Origin of the sequence: Nocardioides sp. (genome assembly GCF_004803405.1) — a bacterium.
GTDB classification, from domain to species: Bacteria; Actinomycetota; Actinomycetes; order Propionibacteriales; family Nocardioidaceae; genus Nocardioides; species Nocardioides vastitatis.
In genome coordinates this window covers 1-19062 of the sequence record NZ_SSXI01000180.1, presented here as the reverse complement: position 1 = coordinate 19062, position 19062 = coordinate 1, and the positions used below count along the sequence as shown (strand labels likewise).

The 19062-nt window shown below is 69.2% G+C and carries 18 protein-coding genes and 1 pseudogene; 2 read left to right on the top strand and 17 right to left on the bottom strand.

What is annotated here, in order from left to right; all coding sequences use genetic code 11:
- Nucleotides 1-8 precede the first annotated feature (8 nt).
- The 17 genes from E7Z54_RS12600 to E7Z54_RS12515 all read right to left on the bottom strand — a co-directional run bounded on the left by E7Z54_RS12600 (nucleotide 9) and on the right by E7Z54_RS12515 (nucleotide 17856).
- Nucleotides 9-473 (bottom strand): pyridoxamine 5'-phosphate oxidase family protein, encoded by a 465-nt coding sequence (locus E7Z54_RS12600; RefSeq protein ID WP_136434190.1) that lies wholly within the window; start codon nucleotides 471-473, stop codon nucleotides 9-11.
- 1 nt (nucleotide 474) lies between these two features.
- Nucleotides 475-1479, bottom strand: a complete 1005-nt coding sequence (locus tag E7Z54_RS12595; protein WP_136434188.1) for an NAD(P)/FAD-dependent oxidoreductase — start codon at nucleotides 1477-1479, stop codon at nucleotides 475-477.
- Between the two features lie 46 nt (nucleotides 1480-1525).
- Nucleotides 1526-2320, bottom strand: a complete 795-nt coding sequence (locus tag E7Z54_RS12590) for a hypothetical protein (protein ID WP_136434186.1) — start codon at nucleotides 2318-2320, stop codon at nucleotides 1526-1528.
- A gap of 10 nt (nucleotides 2321-2330) precedes the next feature.
- Nucleotides 2331-2921: a hypothetical protein gene (locus tag E7Z54_RS12585; protein WP_136434185.1), complete on the bottom strand. Its 591-nt coding sequence runs from the start codon at nucleotides 2919-2921 to the stop codon at nucleotides 2331-2333.
- Complete coding sequence (locus E7Z54_RS12580; protein WP_136434183.1) at nucleotides 2918-4189, bottom strand: MlaD family protein; 1272 nt, start codon at nucleotides 4187-4189, stop codon at nucleotides 2918-2920. Before E7Z54_RS12580 ends, E7Z54_RS12585 begins: the two co-directional genes overlap by 4 nt.
- Complete coding sequence (locus E7Z54_RS12575; protein WP_136434181.1) at nucleotides 4186-5517, bottom strand: MCE family protein; 1332 nt, start codon at nucleotides 5515-5517, stop codon at nucleotides 4186-4188. Before E7Z54_RS12575 ends, E7Z54_RS12580 begins: the two co-directional genes overlap by 4 nt.
- On the bottom strand, nucleotides 5514-6740 hold the full coding sequence (locus E7Z54_RS12570) for an MCE family protein (RefSeq protein ID WP_136434179.1): 1227 nt from the start codon (nucleotides 6738-6740) through the stop codon (nucleotides 5514-5516). The genes E7Z54_RS12575 and E7Z54_RS12570 overlap by 4 nt, the downstream gene beginning before the upstream one ends.
- Nucleotides 6740-7720: an MCE family protein gene (locus E7Z54_RS12565; RefSeq protein WP_136434177.1), complete on the bottom strand. Its 981-nt coding sequence runs from the start codon at nucleotides 7718-7720 to the stop codon at nucleotides 6740-6742. The genes E7Z54_RS12570 and E7Z54_RS12565 overlap by 1 nt, the downstream gene beginning before the upstream one ends.
- Entirely contained in the window at nucleotides 7717-8823 is a 1107-nt protein-coding gene (locus E7Z54_RS12560) for an MCE family protein (protein WP_136434175.1), read from the bottom strand. The genes E7Z54_RS12565 and E7Z54_RS12560 overlap by 4 nt, the downstream gene beginning before the upstream one ends.
- Nucleotides 8820-10136 carry an MCE family protein gene (locus E7Z54_RS12555; RefSeq protein ID WP_136434173.1) on the bottom strand — a complete coding sequence of 439 codons (1317 nt, stop codon included), beginning with the start codon at nucleotides 10134-10136 and terminating at the stop codon, nucleotides 8820-8822. Before E7Z54_RS12555 ends, E7Z54_RS12560 begins: the two co-directional genes overlap by 4 nt.
- 7 nt (nucleotides 10137-10143) lie before the next feature.
- Complete coding sequence (locus E7Z54_RS12550) at nucleotides 10144-10983, bottom strand: MlaE family ABC transporter permease (RefSeq protein ID WP_136434171.1); 840 nt, start codon at nucleotides 10981-10983, stop codon at nucleotides 10144-10146.
- Entirely contained in the window at nucleotides 10983-11705 is a 723-nt protein-coding gene (locus E7Z54_RS12545; RefSeq protein ID WP_136434262.1) for an MlaE family ABC transporter permease, read from the bottom strand. The genes E7Z54_RS12550 and E7Z54_RS12545 overlap by 1 nt, the downstream gene beginning before the upstream one ends.
- A 372-nt stretch (nucleotides 11706-12077) precedes the next feature.
- Nucleotides 12078-12515 carry a VOC family protein gene (locus E7Z54_RS12535; protein WP_136434169.1) on the bottom strand — a complete coding sequence of 146 codons (438 nt, stop codon included), beginning with the start codon at nucleotides 12513-12515 and terminating at the stop codon, nucleotides 12078-12080.
- Between the two features lie 82 nt (nucleotides 12516-12597).
- The gene (gene uvrB, locus E7Z54_RS12530; RefSeq protein WP_136434167.1) at nucleotides 12598-14727 is read right to left on the bottom strand and encodes an excinuclease ABC subunit UvrB; all 2130 of its coding nucleotides are present in this window, start codon (nucleotides 14725-14727) and stop codon (nucleotides 12598-12600) included.
- A gap of 35 nt (nucleotides 14728-14762) precedes the next feature.
- Nucleotides 14763-15479, bottom strand: a complete 717-nt coding sequence (locus tag E7Z54_RS12525; protein WP_136434165.1) for an SDR family NAD(P)-dependent oxidoreductase — start codon at nucleotides 15477-15479, stop codon at nucleotides 14763-14765.
- 46 nt (nucleotides 15480-15525) lie between these two features.
- Nucleotides 15526-16788: a phospholipase D-like domain-containing protein gene (locus E7Z54_RS12520; RefSeq protein ID WP_240769654.1), complete on the bottom strand. Its 1263-nt coding sequence runs from the start codon at nucleotides 16786-16788 to the stop codon at nucleotides 15526-15528.
- Nucleotides 16789-16917: 129 nt separating this feature from the next.
- Entirely contained in the window at nucleotides 16918-17856 is a 939-nt protein-coding gene (locus tag E7Z54_RS12515) for a DNA-3-methyladenine glycosylase family protein (RefSeq protein ID WP_136434163.1), read from the bottom strand.
- 125 nt (nucleotides 17857-17981) lie between these two features.
- Here E7Z54_RS12515 and E7Z54_RS12510 point away from each other — a divergent pair, with 125 nt between their 5' ends.
- A complete protein-coding gene (locus E7Z54_RS12510; RefSeq protein ID WP_168798301.1) occupies nucleotides 17982-18590 on the top strand; it encodes a TetR/AcrR family transcriptional regulator in 609 nt (202 codons plus the stop codon).
- Nucleotides 18591-18618: 28 nt separating this feature from the next.
- Nucleotides 18619-19062, top strand: a pseudogene (locus E7Z54_RS12505) (ATP-dependent DNA ligase); the annotation flags it as partial.

Below are 19062 nucleotides of genomic sequence, written 5' to 3'. Positions count from 1 at the left end.
GTCACCTCTCAGGTCATCTTCCGGTGGTCCCAGGACGCGACCTTCTCGGGGTGGATGATCACGCCCACCCGCTTGGTCGCCTGCTTCTCGACGGTCTGCCGACCGATGTCACCCAGCGACTCGAACGACTCCGCGCCGAACATCCGGGTGGCGACGGCGGAGCCGATGTCGAGGATCTGGTCGTAGTCGCGCACGATCTCGGCGCGGCCCTCGATCGAGACCCCGCGCAGCTCGAAGTAGTCGACCCCGTCCTCCACCAGGGCCGTCACCCTCGGGTCGCGCTCGAGGTTCCTGATCTTCTGGCTGCGGCCGTAGGTCCAGAAGGCGATCCTGCCGTCGCGCACGATGTAGAACAGCGTGGTCAGGTGCGGGAAGCCGTCGTGCCCGTTGGCTGCCACCTGCACCTTGAGGTTCTCACCGAGGAGGGCGAGGATCTCCTCCTCGCTGAGCTTGACCTGGTCACGACTGCTCATCTCAGCTGCCCTCCGAGGAATGTCCGGGGAACACGTGCGCAGTCGGGTCGATCACGACGGCTGCGTTGTTGACGGCCGTTGCGGCCTCCCCGAAGCCGACCGCGATCAGCCGGACCTTCCCGGGGTACTCGGTGATGTCGCCGGCCGCGAAGACCCGGGCCAGGCTGGTGCGCATCGAGGTGTCGACGACGATGTGCCGGCGCTGCGTCTCCAGGCCCCACTGCTGGAGCGGGCCGAGGTCGGCGATGAACCCGAGCGCCGCGACCACGGCCTGGGCCGGGCGGACCTCGGGAACCCCGTCGACCGTGATCTCGACCTTGGCCAGCGCTCCGGCACTGCCGCCGTCCTCGCCCAGAAGCGCGGTCACCTCGGCCTTCGTGACGATCTCGACAGCAGATGCGCGGACCTGTTCCACGGTGCGCTGGTGGGCGCGGAACGCGTCACGACGGTGCACCAGGGTCACCGAGCGCGCGATCGGCGCGAGGTGCAGCGCCCAGTCGAACGCGCTGTCCCCGCCGCCGACGATGATCACGTCCCGGTCGGCGTACGGCTCGAAGGTCGGCACGAAGAACTCCACGCCTCGACCGACCCAGCCCTCGGCGGCCGGCAGCGGCCTCGGGCTGAACTTGCCGATGCCGGCGGTGACGATCATCGCCTTGGCCCGGACCACGGTGCCGTCGTCCAGGGTGAGCGTGACACCGGTGGCGTCGTCGACGTCCAGCCCGGTCGCCGTACGCCCGAGGAGCTGGACCGGGTGGGCGGTCCCCGCCTGGGCGACCAGTCCGTCGACGAGGTCACGGCCCTTGACCGCAGGGAAGCCGCCGACGTCGAAGATCTGCTTCTCGGGGTACATCGCCGTGATCTGCCCGCCGAGCTCCGGCAGCGAGTCGACGAGCGCGACCCGTATGCCGCGGAATCCGGCGTAGTACGTGGCGAACAGGCCGGTGGGGCCGGCACCGACGATGACGAGGTCGCATTCGACGAGCGAGCCGGAGACCACGGGCATGATTGCTCCGCTCCCAGGGGTAACCACCCCTGAACTGTAACGTGTTCTAGTTCTTCTTGTCTTCCGCCGCGTCCGTGTCGAGATCGTCGACGAGCCACCCCTGGTCGGTGTGGACCATGGTCACCAGCATCCGGTACGGCGTCACGACCGTCTCGGGCTTCCCGTCCCGGGTGCGCTGCGAGACCTGGTTCAGGAAGACCAGCGCTTCGAGCCGCGTGCGGTTGGCGCGGACCACACTCTGCGCGACGACGTTCGACTGGACGACGAGCTGCTGGGCGACCGCATCCTCCTTCACGTCCCCGATGGTCGTGCGGTACTCCTTCTCGTAGCTGTCGGTCATCAAGTCGACCGCCCGGTCGAGCTCCTCGTCGTACTTGGCGTAGTCGACCGAGAAGAGCTCCTGGGCGGCCTTGGCCGCGGCGTCCACACCTTCGAGCACCGCGAGCTCGTCCGCCACCACCGGGCGGCCCGAGGGCACCTCGACGCCCGCGTCGTCGACGGCGGTGCGTTCCGGATCGTCGGACGCGACCCACCAGCTGCCCTGCACGACCAGGACCACGGCGAGGGCAGCGAGCACCGTGATCAGGACCCGGGTGACCGTCGGGCTCGCGAGCAGCCCGGGTGGTCCCTCCTCGGGCCACGACTCGCGCTGCGTCGCGGTGGCTTCCTCGACCAGGGTCGCGTGGACGAGCTCGGGGCCCTCGACCTCGTGCGTCTCCTCGACCTCGTGTGCCTGCTCGACCGAGTCGCTGCGGGCCGGGGCGGACTGTCCCGCGATCTTGCGCGGACGCGGCGTCGCGCCGCGGGAGCTCGCGGGTCGTCGGGGCTTGGGACTGCTCATCTCGGTCTCCTCAGCCCAACATCACGTACTGGAGGTCGCGGGTCAGCCAACGGCCGTCCTCGAGCACGAGCTCGACCTGGATCCGGTAGTTGCGAGCCTCCTCCTCGAACTTGGTGGTCTCGTTCTTCACCGTGCCGGACGTCGCGACGATCACCGTCGCGGAGTCCTCGTCACCCGCGACCAGCCCGGCCCACACCACGCCGGCGACCATCTCCGACTTCGCCCGGGTGGCGATCTTCTTGAGGTCCGCTGCGCCCTTGGTGTACTGCTGGAGGAAGGTCCCGGTCGACATCGACTTCACCGCCTCGATGGTCGCGTCCGCATCGTCGTACCGGAAGTTCACGAAGGCGTTGACCATCTTCGAGGCGGCCTCGATCTGCGCCGCGACCCGCTTCTGCTCCTCCTCGCTGGCCAGAGGCACGGCCTGGACGGTGCCCCGCCCGACGTCCTCTCCGGCGCCAAGCGCCACCTCGGTGCCCTGGACCCGGTCGCCGCTGGCGTCCCACATCAGGACGCCGAGCAGGATCGCGGCGCACGCACACAGCACGGTGGCGGCGTAGAGGGCGATGTTGAGCCGTACGCGACTGCCCGTCTCCGTCACCGGCTCGCCACCGGACCGACCAACAGCCACTTCCACGCATCCCCTCCCAGGACGGACAGGTTCTCCGGCGCTCGAAGCTTCACCGGAGTCCCCTCTGTGTCGACCAGCCCCGGCACCTCGCCGGTGGACGGGTCGTACGTGCCACTGTAGACGCGACCAGGAGAGGCGCTGTTGCGCCGGTTGGCGGGGACGTACTGGTGGCCGCGCATGGCGTACGGCGGCCCGGCCGTGCAGTTCACGTCGGCCGGCTCGGTGTCCGTCAGGTCCTGCGTCGAGCGCCACTTGCTCGGCGGCAGGTACCCCTGCGTGCACGGCGGCACCGCGTTGTCGAACTGGAGGTTCACGTGGCCGTAGCCGTCGGCGGTGCTGCCGGTGGGACCGCCCGAGATCAGCGCGGGATACGTCACCAGCAGCTGCTCGAGGCCGTCGAGCTCGGTCGCCATGATCTGGCCCACGCTGATCAGGTCCCCGAGCAGGATCGGCAGGGTCGGCTCGAGCTCCCTGAGCATCCGGTCCAGGGCGCGCGCTGCGCCGGGCGTCGCGCTGAGCACCGTGCGCAGGTTGCCGTCGTTGCGCCGGAACATCGTGGTCACCGTGTTCAGGTCGCGTGCGAACCTGCGGATGTTCTCCTTCTGGCCGCGCTGGGTGCGCAGCACGGTGAGCCCGTTGTCGAGCAGCTGGATCGTCTCGTCGGTGTGCGCCTCGGCCTCGGCGATGAACGTGGAGCCGCCGTCGAGCAGCCGCTGCAGGTCGTCGCCGCTGTCGTTGAACATCAGGCCGAGCTCCTTGACGACCTTCTGCAGGCTCTCCTTGTCCACCGAGCTCACGAACTGGTTGAGGTCGACCAGCAGGTCTCCCTCGTCGACCGGCAGGGACCTCTCGTCACCCTGGAACCGCGAACCGTTCTCGGCGTAGGGGCCGTCCTCGTCCGGAGGCTGGAAGTCGAGGTACTGCTCGCCGACCGCGGACAGGTTGTGCACGTAGATCTTCGAGTCCAGGGGCAGCCTGGTCTCGTCCTCGAGCTGGACGGTGACGTCGACGCCCTCCTCCGTCGCGTCCATCCGCGAGACCTTGCCGATCTTCACGCCGCGATAGGTGACCTCGCTGCCCTCGTACAGGCCGCCGGAGCCGGGCAGGCTCGCTGTGACGGTGATCCCGCGGCCGAGCACGCGGTCCACCACGCCGAGGTAGCTGGCGGTGATGTAGGTGATGCCCACCGCGCTGAGCACGACGAAGGCCATCAGCCGGATCCGGACCGCGCGACTCATGCCGGGGCTCCGAGCAGGCTCTTGGTGGACTGGTCGTGGTACGACGGCTCGGCACCGCTCAGCCCGCGCGACAGCCCCGACAGCGGGCCGCTGGACGAGCCGCCCTGGCCGAGGACTCCGCCGAGGTCGACGTCGGGCACGGCGTTCAGCAGCTTGCAGACGGGGCTGTCACGCAACGCCTTGGTCGCGCACTGCCGCTGGAGGTTCTTGAGCAGGTTCACGTCGTCGAGCACCTTCGCGCAGGCGGCACTGGTGAGGCTGCCGCTGCGCAGGCAGCGGACGACCTGGTTCGGGACGCCCTCGAGGTCCGGCAGCTGGACTTCGGGGATGTCGAGCGACTTGTAGAGGTTCACGAAGTCGAAGTCGGCCTTGATCCTGGTGTCGGCGTAGTCGCCCTGGACGATCTTGTTGGCCGACTGCGGGAAGGGGAAGCTGACCATCAGGTTGAGACCGGGCGCGAGCTGCTCGTCGGCCTCGCGCAGCTTGCGCAGCACCGGACCGATGTCCTTGAGGATCTTCAGCACGTCCTCCTTGCTCGCATTGATCACTCGGGTGCCGACCTTGCCCAGCCGGTCCAGCGCGCTGAGCATCGAGATCAGCTCGTCGTGCTGTGCGGCGAGCACCTCGATGGCTGGTCCGGTCGCGTCGAGCGCCTCGCCGATGGTGTCCTTCTCGGCGTTGAGGGTCGCGGTCAGGTTGTTGAGCGACTCGAGGGCGTTGATGATGTCGGCCTTCTGCTGGTCGAGGGTGCCCACGACGGAGTTCAGCGACGTGAGCAGGCTCTTCAACCGGTCCTCGCGGCCCGACATCACCAGGTTGGCCTCCTCGGTGATCGTGCCGAGCTGGGCGACGCCGCCGCCGCTGAGCAGGAACGACAGGGCGCCGAGGACCTCCTCCACCTCCGGGTTGCGACCGGTCGCCGCCAGCTCGATCCGGTCCCCGTCGCCCAGTCGCCCAGTGGGCGCCTGCTCCTCGGGCGCCTCGAGCGCGACGTACTTCTCACCGAGCAGCGAGACCTGCCGGATGTCGGCGATCGTGTTGTCGGGCAGCACGACGTCGTCCCGCAGGAGGATCTTGACCTCGGCGTTCCAGCCGGCCCGCTCGACCTCCGTCACCTCGCCGACGACAACGTCGTCGACCATGACCGGCGAGCGGGGCACGACGTTGAGGACGTCACGGAAGTACGCGGTGATCTCGAAGGCCTCGTCCGCGTCGACTGGGTGGCCGGGCAGGGGCAGGTCGTAAGCACCGTCGAAGTCACTGCAGCCGCCGAGCAGCACGGCACCGGCGACGAGCACCGCGGCCCGGCGGATCAGTGCGCGCCTCATGACCCACCTCCCAGCAGCGACTCGACCGAGGCGTCGTCGCCGGTCGAGTAGGAGATCTCCCGGACCTCGGGCAGCTCGATGCCCTTGGTCCTCGCCTGCCTGGAGGACGCGTGCTCGGGCGGGATGTTGGGCAGGTTGGCGACGATCGGCTCGATCAGGCGCTTGATGATCGTGCACGCGGTGTTCCGGAGCGGCCGGGGCATGTCCTTGTTCTGCTGGATGATCGCGCAGATGAGCCCGTCGGCGTCCCAGACGTTCGGAGCGATGCCGACCCGCGAGTTCTGGGAGCCGCTCGCGTGGTCGAAGCCCATGTGCAGGTTGCCCATCGCGACCGGGGCGATCTCCATCGCGGTCTCGATGTTGTCCCTCTCCGAGGCGATGGTGCGCATGACCCGGGTCAGCTTCCTCACATCGGTGACCAGCGCCTCGCGGTTGTCCTTGACGAAACCCTCGACGCTGCCGACGGCCCGCGCCACCGCGGCGACCGCCTGCTCCAGCTCGTCGCTCTCCTCGGCGAGCATCGCGGAGACTCCGGTCAGGTCCTCCATGAAGGCGCGCACCAGGGTGTCGTTCTCGGCCAGGGCCTTGGTGAACTCGGCCAGGTAGGTCACGGTCTCGAACAGCGGACCCGCACCCTCCCCGAACGTCTCGGCGGCCCGGGCGAGGTCGCGGATCATCTGGTTGCCCTTCGCGCCCTGGCCGTCGAAGGCCTTCTCCCCCGCCTTCAGCAGGTTGTCGAGGGTGCCGTCGGCGTTGACGCCGTTGGGGCCCAGTGCCCGGGTGAGGGTCTGCAGGCTTGCGTAGATCCGGTCCAGCTCGACCGGCACCCCGGTGTCCGGTAGCGCGATCTCGGCCCCGTTCGCCAGCACCGCGCCGCCGTCGTACACCGGCGTGAGCTGCACGAAGCGGTCCGCGACCAGCGTCGGCGTCACGATCACCGCCTGCGCGTCCGCGGGGATCTTGTACGACGCGTCGTACTCCATCTCGACACGGACCGAGTTCCCCGCCGGGATCACCGCGGTCACCTTGCCGATGTTGACGCCCAGCACCCGAACATCGGTGTTCTCGTAGACGCTGACCGCGCGCGGGAAGTGCGCCGTCACCGTCTTCATGTCCTTCGGCGAGCTGAGCACGTTGACCAGCACGCCGGCGAGCAGCACGACAGCGAGCCCGAGGAGGAGCCGTCGGTCGATGCGCTTGAGGATCGTGGAGACCATCGTCATCACTCCCCGGCCGCCGGAACGAACTCACCGGTGGGCAGCGCGAGCATGTTCGACGCGTAGGCGTCGAACCAGGGGCCGGTTCCGATGATGTTGCTGAGGATGGACACGTACGGGCCGAGAGCGGCGAGAGTCTCCTTGAGCTTCTTCTCCTTGGAGACCAGGAACGACAGCAGGCCGTCCACCTCCGCGAGGGCCGGGGATATCTGCGCCTCGTTGTCCTTCACGAGACCGCGCAGCTCGTTGGCGAGCGATCGCGCGTTGACCAGGAGGGCATGGACCGCCTGCTTCCGTCGGGTGAGCTCCTTGAACACCAGGTCGCTGCTCTCCATGAGCTTGACGATGTCGCCGCTCCGCTCCGCGAGCACCTTGCTCACCTTCTGCGAGCTCTGGAAGAGGGTCTGGATCTCCTCGTCGCGCGAGGCCACGCTGCGCGAGAGGCGGGCGATCCCGTCGAAGGACGCCTGGATCTCCGGCGCGGACACCTCGAGGGTCTCCGCGACGGTGCTCAGCGCCCGCGACAGCTGCTCGGTGTCGATCTGCTCCGTCGTCGTGGTGAGGTCGCCGAACACCCCGACGATGTCGTAGGCCGCCTCCGTGCGCTCGAGCGGGATCGTGCCGCCATCGGCGAGCTGACCCTCACCCACCGGCTGGAGGTCGAGGAACTTCTCGCCGAGCAGGTTGAGCACCTCGATCGAGGCCTTGCTCTCGGCCCCGAACTCGACGTCGCCGTCGACCTCGAACCGGACCCTGACCCGGTCCTCGTCCAGCGTCACGTCGGTCACCCGCCCGGCCCGGATGCCGCCGACCTGGACGATGTTGCCCTTGTGGATGCCGCTGGCGTCGCTGAACTCGGCGTAGTAGGTCGTCCCCCGGAACCCGGGGAACTTGCCGAGGTTGAAGGTGGCGGCGGAGACCAGCGCCATCAGCACGAGCGTGATCACGCCGAGACGGATGACGCGGGCGTCGTTGGTGCGGCTCATCTGTCCTGACACCTCGGCGCGGTCGAATCGAACGAGAAGTCCTCGACGTACTTCTGGATCTCCTTGATGATCGGCAGGTTCGCGATCACCGGAAGGCGGATCCGGGCCGAGACGCCGCAGACGTAGTACTGGTACCAGGACCCGTAGGTGCCGGTCCGGGTCTGGTCCTGCATCGTCTCCGGCATCCGGTCGAGCAGCTCGGACAGGTTCTGCCGGTTCTCCTTCTTGTTGAGGAGGGCCGCGAGCGACCGCAGGGCGGCGATGTCCTCCTTCAGCAGAGGACGGCCACGGCGAAGCAGGTCGGCGACGACCACGGTGAGCTCGGAGATGCTGTCGAGGGACGAGCCGATCGTGTCGCGGTCCCGGGCGAGGTCGGTCATCCAGTTCTTGAGCTCGATCACCAGAGTGCTGAGCTGCTGGTGCCGGTCGTCGACGGTCTTGAGCGTCTCGCTGAGGTTGGTGACCACCTCACCGATCAGCTGATCCCGGTCGGCCAGGGCTGTGGTGAGGGACGCGGTGTGCGCGAGCAGGCTCCGGACGGTGCCGCCCTCGCCCTGCAGGACCTGGACCAGGTTCATGCTCAGCTCGTTGACCTGGTCCGGCGTCAGCGCGGCGAAGAGGGGCTTGAAGCCGTTGAAGAGCACGGTCAGGTCGAGGGCAGGCTTGGTCCGCTCGACGGGGATCGTGCCGCCGTCCTCGAGCGGCTCGGCGTCCGCGGCGTCCGAGCCCTGCACGAGCGCCATGTATCGGTGGCCGACGAGGTTGAGGAACCGGATCTCGGCCCGGGATGCGGTCGTCATCTCGACGTCGGAGTCGATGCGGAACGTCACCTTCGCCATCGAGCGCTGGTAGTGCTCGACGTCCTTGACCTCGCCGACGCTGACACCGGCGACCCGCACGTCGTCGCCCTCCTCGAGCATCGTCGCGTTGGTGAAGATCGCTTGGTACTCCGCGCGGTCTCCGAAGCCGATGTTCCCCATGATCACGGCGAGCAGGCCGGTCACGAGCAGGGAGACCACAGTGAACACCCCGAGCTTGATGCCGGCGGAGATGGTGGCGGCGTTGCGGCGGCGGCGCAGCTGGCCGGAGGTGCTCAGGCTCATCCGGCTGCCCTCCCCTCGCGCACGACGGGGCCGTAGAGCAGGGAGCCGAGCGAGCCGTAGTCGTCCGGGTCCCTGCCGGACTCGCCGGCGAGCATGGCGTTGACGACAGCCTGCTCGGCCCGGGTGCCGGCATGGCCGCTGTCGATGTCACCGCTCAGCTGGAACTGTCCGCCGCCGGGGGCGGGCGAGGCGCCACCCTTCTCGTCGATGTCGGAGCCCTGGTCGAGTGCGTGCGGCGTGGCGGGCACCTTGAAGTTCGGCAGCCCCGCGCACCACGGGCCGTGCCCGACCTCGCCGTACTCGGGAAGGTCGCGCTCGTCGAAGTGTCGGTACTGAGGGGTGAAGAACTCGATGTACTGCTTCACGACATTGCCCTCGAACGTCTTGGACAGGATCGGCTCGTAGTTGGCCGCGCCGCGGATCAGGCACGGGAACTCCGGGGAGTACTCCGCGAGCAGCGCGACCACGGGTTCGGTCACCTGGCCCATCCGGATCAGGTTCTGCTCGTTGTCGCCGAGCAGACGGTTTGTGGTGCGGGCGAGACCGGTCAGGTCGGAGAAGAACACGTCGAGGTCCCTGGCCTTCTCGGTGATCGTCTTGCTGGTGACCGTGACGTTGTCCAGCACGTCGAGCAGGTCCGGCGCGGCGATGTCGTAGGCGTCGGCGACCTCGGCGAGCGCGATCAGGTCCTGCCGCAGGGTGGGCAGGTGCTCGTCGATCTCGCCGACGTACCGCCCGAGCTGGTCCATCGTCCTGCCGATCTGGTCCCCGCGGCCCTCGAGCGCGGTCGCGAGCGCGGTCAGGGTGGCGTTGAGGTCGGCGGGCCGCACCGCTCGCAGCAGCGGGAACAGGTCTGCGAGGACCTGGCTGAGCTCGACGTTCGTCACGACACGGTCGGAGGGGATGACGTCCCCGTCCTGCAGCGACCTGTCGTCGGGCTCGTCGGGGCGCATGAAGGCGACGAACTTCTGGCCGAACAGAGTCGTCGGCACGATGTGCACGCCGACGTTGGCCGGGATCTCCTCCGCCGCGTCCGGCTCGAGAGCGAGGGTGATCTCGGCCTCCTCGCCGTCCTGGTCGATCTTGACCACGCGCCCGACGAGCACGCCGTTGATCCGTACGTCGCCGAACTTGGCGAGCTGGAGACCGGCGCGGTCCGCCTTGACGGTCACCGTCGTCACGTTGTCGAAGGTCTTGTTGTAGATCGCGATCGACAGCCACACCAGCAGCGCGATCACCGTCAGGAACACGACGCCGGCGACGAGGAGCCGGTTGTGCTCTCTCGCGCTGTCGCGGTGGATGTTGACCATCATCAGCGGCTCACCCCGTGATCCTCACCGTGGTGGTCGAGCCCCAGATGGCGAAGCTCAGGAAGAAGTCCGCGACCACGATCGTCACGATGCTGGTGCGGATCGCGGTGCCGACCGCACGGCCGACGCCGGCCGGTCCACCCGAGGCGGTGTAGCCGTAGTAGCAGTGGATGAGGATCACCGCGATCGCGAGGAACAGCAGCTTGAAGAACGACCAGAGGATGTCGATCGGCGGCAGGAACTGCAGGAAGTACTGGTCGTAGGTGCCCGCGGACTGGCCGTAGATGTAGACCACGATCAGCCGTGGCGAGAGGTACGACGCGCAGAGCGCGACGATGTAGAGCGGGATCACCGCGATGAACGCGGCGATCATCCGGGTCGTCACGAGGAACGGCAGCGAGGGGATGCCCATCACCTCGAGGGCGTCGATCTCCTCCGAGATCCGCATCGCGCCGAGCCGGGCGGTGTAGCCGCAGCCCACGGTCGCCGCGAGGGCGATCGCCGAGACCAGCGGGGCCACCTCACGGGTGTTGAAGTAGGCGGAGATGAACGCGCTGAACTTGGCGACGCCGATCTGGCTCAGCGAGGCGTAGCCCTGGATGCCCACCTCGGTGCCGGCGAAGAAGGCCATGAACGCGATGACGCCGACCGAGCCGGCGATCAGGCTCAGCCCGCCCTTGCCCCACACGACCTCCGCGAGCGTGTTGTTGATCTCGCGCGGGTAGCGACGGATGGCGCGGGGCACCCACCCCAGAGCCTTCACGTAGAAGAGCAGCTGGTCGCCGTACACCTCCAGGGCGGCGCGGCGGCCGCGGACGGCGTCGGAGACGAACTCGCTGACGGCGGACATCACAACCCCACCGGCGGTGCGACCTGGAAGTAGATCGCGGTGATCACGGCGTTCAGGAAGAACAGCGCCATGAAGGCGATGATCACCGACTCGTTCACGGCCTGACCCACCCCGCTCGGCCCGCCACCGGCGTTGAGCCCCTTGTAGGCCCCGATGATCGCCGCCAGCCAGCCGAAGATCAGGGCCTTGACCATCGCGATGTAGAGATCGGGCAGCGAGGCGAGGGCGGTGAACGAGGACAGGAACGCGCCCGCCGAGCCGCCCTGGACGATCACGGTGAAGAAGTATCCGCCGCCGATGCCGGCCGCGATCACGATCCCGTTGATCATCACCGCGACGAACATGGTCGCGACCACCCGTGGCGCGACGAGCCGCTCGAGCGGGTTGATGCCGAGCACCTCCATCGCGTCGATCTCCTCGCGGATCTTGCGCGCGCCGAGGTCGGAGCAGATCGCGGACCCCGCGGCGCCGGCGATGATCATCGCGGCGGCGATCGGCGCCGCCTCCCTGACCGTTGCCAGCACGGCTGTCGCTCCGGCGAAGGACTGTGCGCCCAGCTGCCCGGTGAGGTTGCCGACCTGCAGTGAGATCACGGCCCCGAACGGGATCGAGACCATGATCGTCGGCAGCAGGGTGACGCTGGTGATGAACCAGGCCTGCTCGAGGAACTCCCGGAACTGGAAGGGCCGGGTGAAGATCAGCCTGGTGACCTGGACCACCATGAGGGCGATCTCGCCGGGGCCGCGCACGACCGAGACGGCGTTGAACGCCACGACTCCGTCACCTCTCCCCGTCCCTGGACTGCCCTTGGCCAGCAATAGTAGAACACGTTCTCATTCGGGTCGCCGAGCCGCCGCGCCCGTCTCACGGGTCATGAGGTACAACGGCCGCCCTACCGGGCAGGTCACGGCATTTCCACCTGCTCTACCTCTCGTTCACCACGCTCACCTGAGTCGGCCTCTCGGACGTCTGTCCCGTGCACGACCATGCCCGGTCGCTGGTGATGCTGGAGCAGGTCGCCGGGGTCTTCTACGTGGCGCTCGTGGTGTCCCGGCTCGTCGGCCTCATCGCCCGTCGGCGGGCGTGAGGGCGCATCAGTCGAGACAGAACTCGTTGCCCTCGGGGTCAGCCATGACGATGAAGCCACCGCTCAGCGGCGGGCGGGGCTCGTGGCGCTGCTGCCGAGCGGCGCCGAGCGCCACCAGCCGCTCGCACTCCGCCTCCAGCGCCGCCATCCTCTCCTCGCCCTCCAGGCCGGGCGCCGCGCGGACGTCGAGGTGCACCCGGTTCTTCGCCGACTTGCCCTCCGGCACCCGCTGGAAGAAGAGCCGCGGGCCGACCCCGGCAGGATCCACGCAGGCGGAGGCGGAGTTGCGCTGCTCGGGCGGCAGCGTGGCCGCGAACTCGTCCCACGACCCGAAGCCCGGCGGGGGCGGCGGCAGCTGGTAGCCGAGCACCTCGTTCCAGAACAGCGAGAGCGCCCGTGGGTCGGCGCAGTCGAAGGTCACCTGGACCTGGCGAACGTTGCTCATCTGGTCGCTTCCGCTCGCTGCGCTCGCGGGGCTCCGCGCTCGCGGCCAGCACTCGAGCTCGTTCCTCGCTCGGCGCTGCCGCTCACTTGGTCGCCTCCAACATCTGCCGGAGCTCCCGCTTCAGGTCGCTGATCTCGTCCCGCAGCCGGGCGGCGAGCTCGAACTGGAGCTCGGCGGCCGCGGCCTTCATCTGGTCGGTGAGCTCCTGGATGAGCCCGGCGAGGTCGGAGCTCGGCAGACCCGCGAGATCGGCCGCGTGCTGTCCGGACTCGCTCCCACGCAAGGTGGGGACCGGAGCCTTCTTCGCTCTCACCCCGCCTGCGCGGCCCTTGACCCCGGCGTCGGCCCAGGTCTGCAGCAGCTCCTGCGTCGTCTCGTCCTCGCGCGCCAGCATCTCGGTGATGTCGGCGATCTTCTTGCGCAGCGGCTGCGGGTCCACACCGTTGGCCACGTTGTAGGCGACCTGCTTCGCCCGACGACGGTTCGTCTCCTCGATCGCCGACTCCATCGAGGGGGTGATCCGGTCGGCGTACATGTGGACCTGGCCCGAGACGTTGCGCGCCGCGCGGCCGATCGTCTGGATCAGGGACTTGTCGGAGCGCAGGAAGCCCTCCTTGTCGGCGTCGAGGATCGCGACGAGGGAGACCTCCGGCAGGTCGAGACCCTCGCGCAGCAGGTTGATGCCGACGAGCACGTCGTACAGCCCCAGGCGGAGGTCGCGGAGCAGCTCGATCCGCTTGAGCGTGTCGACCTCGGAGTGGAGGTAGCGGGTCCGGATGCCGGCGTCGAGGAGGTAGTCGGTCAGGTCCTCCGACATCTTCTTCGTGAGCGTGGTGACCAGCACCCGCTCCTGCTTGTCGGTGCGGAGCCGAATCTCGTGGATCAGGTCGTCGATCTGCCCCTTGGTCGGCTTGACCACGACCTCGGGATCGACCAGGCCGGTCGGGCGGATGATCTGCTCGACCACGTCGCCCTTGACCTTGTCGAGCTCGTAGTCGCCGGGTGTCGCGGAGAGGTAGATCGTCTGACCGATGCGGTCCAGGAACTCCTCCCAGCGGAGTGGCCGGTTGTCCATCGCGCTCGGCAGACGGAAGCCGTGCTCGACGAGGTTGCGCTTGCGGGACATGTCGCCTTCGTACATGCCGCCGATCTGGGGCACCGCGACGTGCGACTCGTCGACGACCAGGAGGAAGTCCTCGGGGAAATAGTCGAGCAGGCAGTTGGGCGCGGAGCCGCGGCTGCGGCCGTCGATGTGCATCGAGTAGTTCTCGATGCCCGAGCAGGAGCCGACCTGCCGCATCATCTCGATGTCGTACGTCGTGCGCATCCGGAGCCGCTGCGCCTCGAGCATCTTGCCCTGCCGCTCGAACGTCTCCAGCTGCTCGGCCAGCTCGGCCTCGATGCCGGCGATCGCGCGCTCCATCCGCTGCGGACCGGCGACGTAGTGGCTCGCCGGGAAGATGTAGAGCTCCTCGTCCTCGGTGAGCACCTCGCCGGTCACCGGGTGGAGCGTCATCAGCCGCTCGATCTCGTCGCCGAAGAACTCGATGCGGACCGCCATCTCCTCATAGACCGGGAACACCTCCAGGGTGTCGCCCCGCACCCGGAACGTGCCGCGCGTGAACGAGAGGTCGTTGCGGGTGTACTGGATCTCGACGAGCCGCCGCAGGATCGAGTCCCGGTCGTGCTCCTGCCCGACGCGCAGCCGGACCATCCGGTCGACGTACTCCTGGGGGGTACCGAGACCGTAGATGCAGGAGACCGTCGAGACCACGATCACGTCACGGCGGGTCAGCAGGCTGTTGGTCGCGGAGTGGCGCAGCCGCTCGACCTCCTCGTTGATCGAGGAGTCCTTCTCGATGTAGGTGTCGGTCTGCGGGACGTAGGCCTCGGGCTGGTAGTAGTCGTAGTAGGAGACGAAGTACTCGACCGCGTTGTTCGGGAAGAGCTGCCGGAGCTCGTTGGCGAACTGAGCGGCCAGCGTCTTGTTGGGCTGCATGACGAGCATCGGACGTTGCACCTGCTCGGCCACCCAGGCGATCGTCGCGGTCTTTCCGGTGCCGGTCGCGCCGAGGAGGACGACGTCCTGCTCCCCCGCGCCGATCCGCCGGGTGATCTCCTTGATGGCGGCCGGCTGGTCGCCTGACGGGACGTAGTCGGACTCCACCCGGAACGGGGCGACACGGCGCTCGAGATCGGTGACGGGGCGCATGGATTCAGCCTACGGGCGGCCACCGACAGCCCAGGTCAGCTCATCCCGGCGTCGAAGGCGAAGACCGCCCCGGTGACCATCCGAGCCTCGGGCGAGGACAGGTAGACGATCGCCGAGCCCAGCTCGGCCGGCGTGATCGGAGGGCCGGGCAGCATGCCGAACAGCCGCTCGGACACACGCCGGTCCAGGTCGGTCGGGAACGTCTGGGCCACTCCGGCGACCAGCGGGGTGTCGACCGTGCCGGGGCAGACCGCGTTCACCCGGATGCCCTCCGGGGCGAGCTCGAGGGCCAACGCCCTGGTGAGCATCGTCAGCCCGCCCTTGGCCGCGGCGTAGGCGGCGGAGTAGGGCTGCGCGACGTTGCCGGCCACCGAAGAGACGTTCACGACGCACCCGGTGCTCGCACGCAGGAACGGCAGCGCCGCCTGCATGGTGAGGAACGGGCCCTTCAGGTCCACGGCGTGGGTGCGGTCGAACTGCTCCTCCGAGATTCCCTCGAACCGGCCGAACTGCACGATGCCCGCGACGTTCGCGAGCACGTCGATCCGCCCGTGTCTCGCGCCGATCGTCTCGATCACGGTGACGACCGACGCCTTGGAGGAGACGTCGCACTCGAGGAACTCCACCCCCTCGGGTACGCCGGGCGTGATGTCGAGGCCGTAGACGACCTCACCGAGGTCGCGGAACAGGGCGGAGGTGGCATGTCCGATTCCGGACGCGGCACCGGTGACGACGACGACTCGCTCGGTCATGCGCGGACCCTAGCAGCGCAGTAGAACGCGTTCTACCTGGCGCGGGTCAGAGCAGGGGCCTCAACGGGGAGAGCACGAGCTCGGTGAACCTGCGGTGGAGGTCGCGAGCCTCCCACTCCCCGCTGGTCAGCTCCAGGCAGTGGGACTGGTCCACCTCGAAGATCGCCTCCAGCTCCTTCGCGAAGCCCTCGTCGATGATCTCGACGTTGATCTCGAAGTTGCCCTGCAGGCTGAGCCGGTCGACGTTGGCGGTGCCGACCGTCGCCCAGGTGCCGTCGACGGTCGCCGTCTTCGCGTGCACCATGGCGTCGCGGTAGCGCAGGACCCGCACCCCGGCGTCGAGCAGCTGGCCGAAGTAGCCGCGGGAGATCCAGTCGGCCACGATGTGGTTCGACTTCAGCGGCAGCAGCAGCCGGACGTCGACCCCGCGCCGGGAGGCGTCCTTCATCGCGTCGACGAAGTCCTGGTCGGGGAGGAAGTAGGCCTGTGTCATCCAGATGTTCCGGCTCGCGCGGTTGATCGCCTCGAGGTACATCGAACGGATGGGGAACATCCACAGCCGCGGCACGTTCCGCTGGACCCGGACCCGGGGCTCCCAGGTCGACGCGGTCTCCAGCAGCAGCGGACGCTCCGGGCCCCGGATCCGGCGTCGCCGGTTGAGGTTCCAGAAGTCCGCGAACGCCCGCTTGAGGTCCCAGACCGCCGGGCCGGTGATCCGCACGTGCGTGTCACGCCACTCCGTCTCGTACGCGGAGCCGATGTTGTACCCACCGATGAACCCGACCCGGTCGTCGACCACGAGGATCTTGCGGTGGTCCCGGCCGTACCGGCGCAGGTCGAAGAAGCGCCAGCCCGCCGAGTACACCGGGAAGCGGAGCACCTTCACGTTCGGCGGGAAGCGCTTGAACGCCGGCGAGACCACCAGGTTCGCGAACGCGTCGTAGATGCAGTACACCTCCACGCCCCGGTCGGCGGCCTCGCTGAGGGCGCGCTTGAACCGCTCACCGGTCGCGTCGCCCTTCCAGATGTAGGTCTCGAAGAGGATCTGTCGCTGGGCGCCCTCGATCGCCGCGAGCATGTCGTCGTACAGGTCGCGGCCGAACGTGTACGTCGTCACCTCGCCATCGCCGACGCCGACCGTGTTCGGCGGGCGGGTCGGGAACGGCTTGGGCTTCTTGCCGCGGCGCCGGTAGGAGTCGACCAGCGACATCGCGATCGCGACGACGAACGGAACGCCGACGACGGTCAGCAGCGTCCGGCGCAGGACGGTCCTCAGCCGGGCGTACGGGTCCGTGTCGTGCTGCGCCACGCGCGTCAATCTAGAGCATCCACCCGCGCGTCACGGCGCACCGGAGACCGGATCGGCCCGTCGGTGCGACACGCTCCCCGCCCGATGATCCCTGGCCGGCAGCTGGTCGATCCACCGTGACGCGCCGGCTCACCCAACCGGGTCACGCCACTTCAGGTGATCGCGGGGCGCCATCCGCGGCCCTCTCCGTGGGCGGTGCAGACCCGCGGCGGCGACGAGGAACGGGACCCTGCCGCGGTGCCCGCGCCACGGCTCGAGGAACCGCGCCATCTGGGCGTCGTCGAACTCCTCGCCGGTGAGCGCCCAGCCCACGTCCCTGGCCACGTGGTAGTCACCGAAGGAGACGGCGTCCGGGTCGCCCAGGGCACGCTGCCGGACCTCCGCACTGGTCCACACCCCGACGCCCGGCAGGCTTCGCAGCCGCCGGTCGGCCTCGTCGCCGGACAGCCCGACGATCCGCTCCAGCGCATCGGCGTGTCGGGCGGCGGTGACCACGGCGCGGGAGCGGGCGGGGTCGACATGGAGCCGCAACCACTCCCACGAGGGGATCCGCCGCAACGTGGCGGCGTCCGGCTGGACCATCAGGCCGACCGCGGCCGCAGGCCCCGGCGCTGGCTCGCCGTGGCGGCGAACCAGGTCGCGGAATCCGGCGAACGCCTCCTGTCCGGTGACCTTCTGCTCGATGATGCTCGGCACGATCGCCTCGAGGACGCGGCCGGTGCGTCCCAGCCGCAGGTGGGGATGGCGCCGTCGCGCCTCGGCCAGTACCGGATGGCCGGGCTCGAAGCCGGTCCAGTCGTCGGCCTCGCCGAGGAGCGCGGGCAGCTGCTCGAGCGCCCACCGGGATCCAGGACCCCACGCCTCGGCATGGATCACGCCCTCGGCGTCCTGGCTGCCGATCGCGAGGGCGACCGGTCCCTCCGGGGTGCGGCTCGCGCGCCAGTGCCGGCCCGCCGCATCGATTCGCAGCGTCGGGTCGCCGCCACCACGCCGGCTCTGGCGAAGCAGGGCGGCCACGGGAACGGGCCGTCCCGGCCGCCAGCTGCTGACCGCGTCCGGGGAGCTCACCCCAGCACTGTAGGACCGGACCCGGACACCCGCCGCCTTACCGCCGCCTTACCGCCGCTGCACCGACACCACAGACTAGGGTGTCTCGTGCAGGCACGAATCACCTTCAGGTTCCCGGAGGGCAGTTGACCATCGACACCAGCCACGGCCGCCGCGCCCGTCTCGACCAGGAGGCGGTGCTGCAGGCAGCGGAGGCACTCGTGGACCGAGACGGCTACGACGCGCTCACGATGACCTCGCTCGCCGCCGAGCTCGACGCACGGGTGTCGTCGCTGTACAACCACGTGGCGAACCTCGAGGATCTGCGCGCGCTGATCCAGGTCCGGGCGATGCGCACCCTGGGCGAGCACGTTCGCTCGGCCGCGATGGGCCACGCCGGCGCCGACGGGCTCCGCACCCTCAGCCACGAGTTCCGCGCCTACGCCCGGAGCAACCCGCACCGCTACGCCGCACTGACCCGACCGCCGATCGACCCCGAGGCGTTCTACGCCGCCGCACTGACCGCCATCGAGGCGCTGGCCGTCATGGTCCGGTCGGCCGGGCTCGCCGAGGAGCAGCTGCTCCGCACCGGGATGTCGATCTTCGCGGCGCTGCACGGGTTCGTGTCGCTGGAGGTCGCCGGCTACTTCGGCGACATGTCGGGGGTGAACACGCCGGGGGTCGACCTCGACGCCGTGTACGAGCAGGTGATCGACGGAGCCGTCACGGCAGCGGTGCCCGAGGCCGCACACTGACGGGCTGACGGGCTGACCGGGGGGACTCGTGCTGCTGGGTGACCTGGTGGACGTCTCCGCCGCCGTCTCGACGACATCCTCGCGCAAGGAGAAGACCCGGCTGATCGCCGCGCTCCTGCTGGCCGCCGAGCCCGAGCAACGACAGCTGGCAGCGCGGTACCTGAGCGGCAGGCTCCGGCAGCGCCGCACCGGCCTCGGGTGGCGCAGCCTCCAGGCGCTCCCCGCTCCGGCCTCCGAGCCGTCGCTGACCGTGGCCCAGGTCGACGCGGCGTTCGACGCCATGTCCCGGTTGGCCGGCGCCGGCTCCGCCGGGACGCGGGCGATGTTCGCTGCCGACCTTTTCGGCCGGGCCACCGAGGTCGAGCAGCGGTGGCTCCGCGCGGTCGCCGTCGGTGAGGTCCGCCAGGGGGCCCTCGAGGCCGTGGTGACCGAGGCACTCGCCCTCGCGGCCGACGTGCCGCTGGCCGCGGTT

Coding starts and splice junctions, on each gene's coding strand:
- E7Z54_RS12600 (WP_136434190.1), bottom strand. CDS start 473: ATGAGCAGTCGTGACCAGGTCAAGCTCAGCGAGGAGGAGATCCTCGCC.
- E7Z54_RS12595 (WP_136434188.1), bottom strand. CDS start 1,479: ATGCCCGTGGTCTCCGGCTCGCTCGTCGAATGCGACCTCGTCATCGTC.
- E7Z54_RS12590 (WP_136434186.1), bottom strand. CDS start 2,320: ATGAGCAGTCCCAAGCCCCGACGACCCGCGAGCTCCCGCGGCGCGACG.
- E7Z54_RS12580 (WP_136434183.1), bottom strand. CDS start 4,189: ATGAGTCGCGCGGTCCGGATCCGGCTGATGGCCTTCGTCGTGCTCAGC.
- E7Z54_RS12575 (WP_136434181.1), bottom strand. CDS start 5,517: ATGAGGCGCGCACTGATCCGCCGGGCCGCGGTGCTCGTCGCCGGTGCC.
- E7Z54_RS12570 (WP_136434179.1), bottom strand. CDS start 6,740: ATGACGATGGTCTCCACGATCCTCAAGCGCATCGACCGACGGCTCCTC.
- E7Z54_RS12565 (WP_136434177.1), bottom strand. CDS start 7,720: ATGAGCCGCACCAACGACGCCCGCGTCATCCGTCTCGGCGTGATCACG.
- E7Z54_RS12560 (WP_136434175.1), bottom strand. CDS start 8,823: ATGAGCCTGAGCACCTCCGGCCAGCTGCGCCGCCGCCGCAACGCCGCC.
- E7Z54_RS12555 (WP_136434173.1), bottom strand. CDS start 10,136: ATGATGGTCAACATCCACCGCGACAGCGCGAGAGAGCACAACCGGCTC.
- E7Z54_RS12550 (WP_136434171.1), bottom strand. CDS start 10,983: ATGTCCGCCGTCAGCGAGTTCGTCTCCGACGCCGTCCGCGGCCGCCGC.
- E7Z54_RS12545 (WP_136434262.1), bottom strand. CDS start 11,705: ATGGTGGTCCAGGTCACCAGGCTGATCTTCACCCGGCCCTTCCAGTTC.
- E7Z54_RS12535 (WP_136434169.1), bottom strand. CDS start 12,515: ATGAGCAACGTTCGCCAGGTCCAGGTGACCTTCGACTGCGCCGACCCA.
- uvrB (WP_136434167.1), bottom strand. CDS start 14,727: ATGCGCCCCGTCACCGATCTCGAGCGCCGTGTCGCCCCGTTCCGGGTG.
- E7Z54_RS12525 (WP_136434165.1), bottom strand. CDS start 15,479: ATGACCGAGCGAGTCGTCGTCGTCACCGGTGCCGCGTCCGGAATCGGA.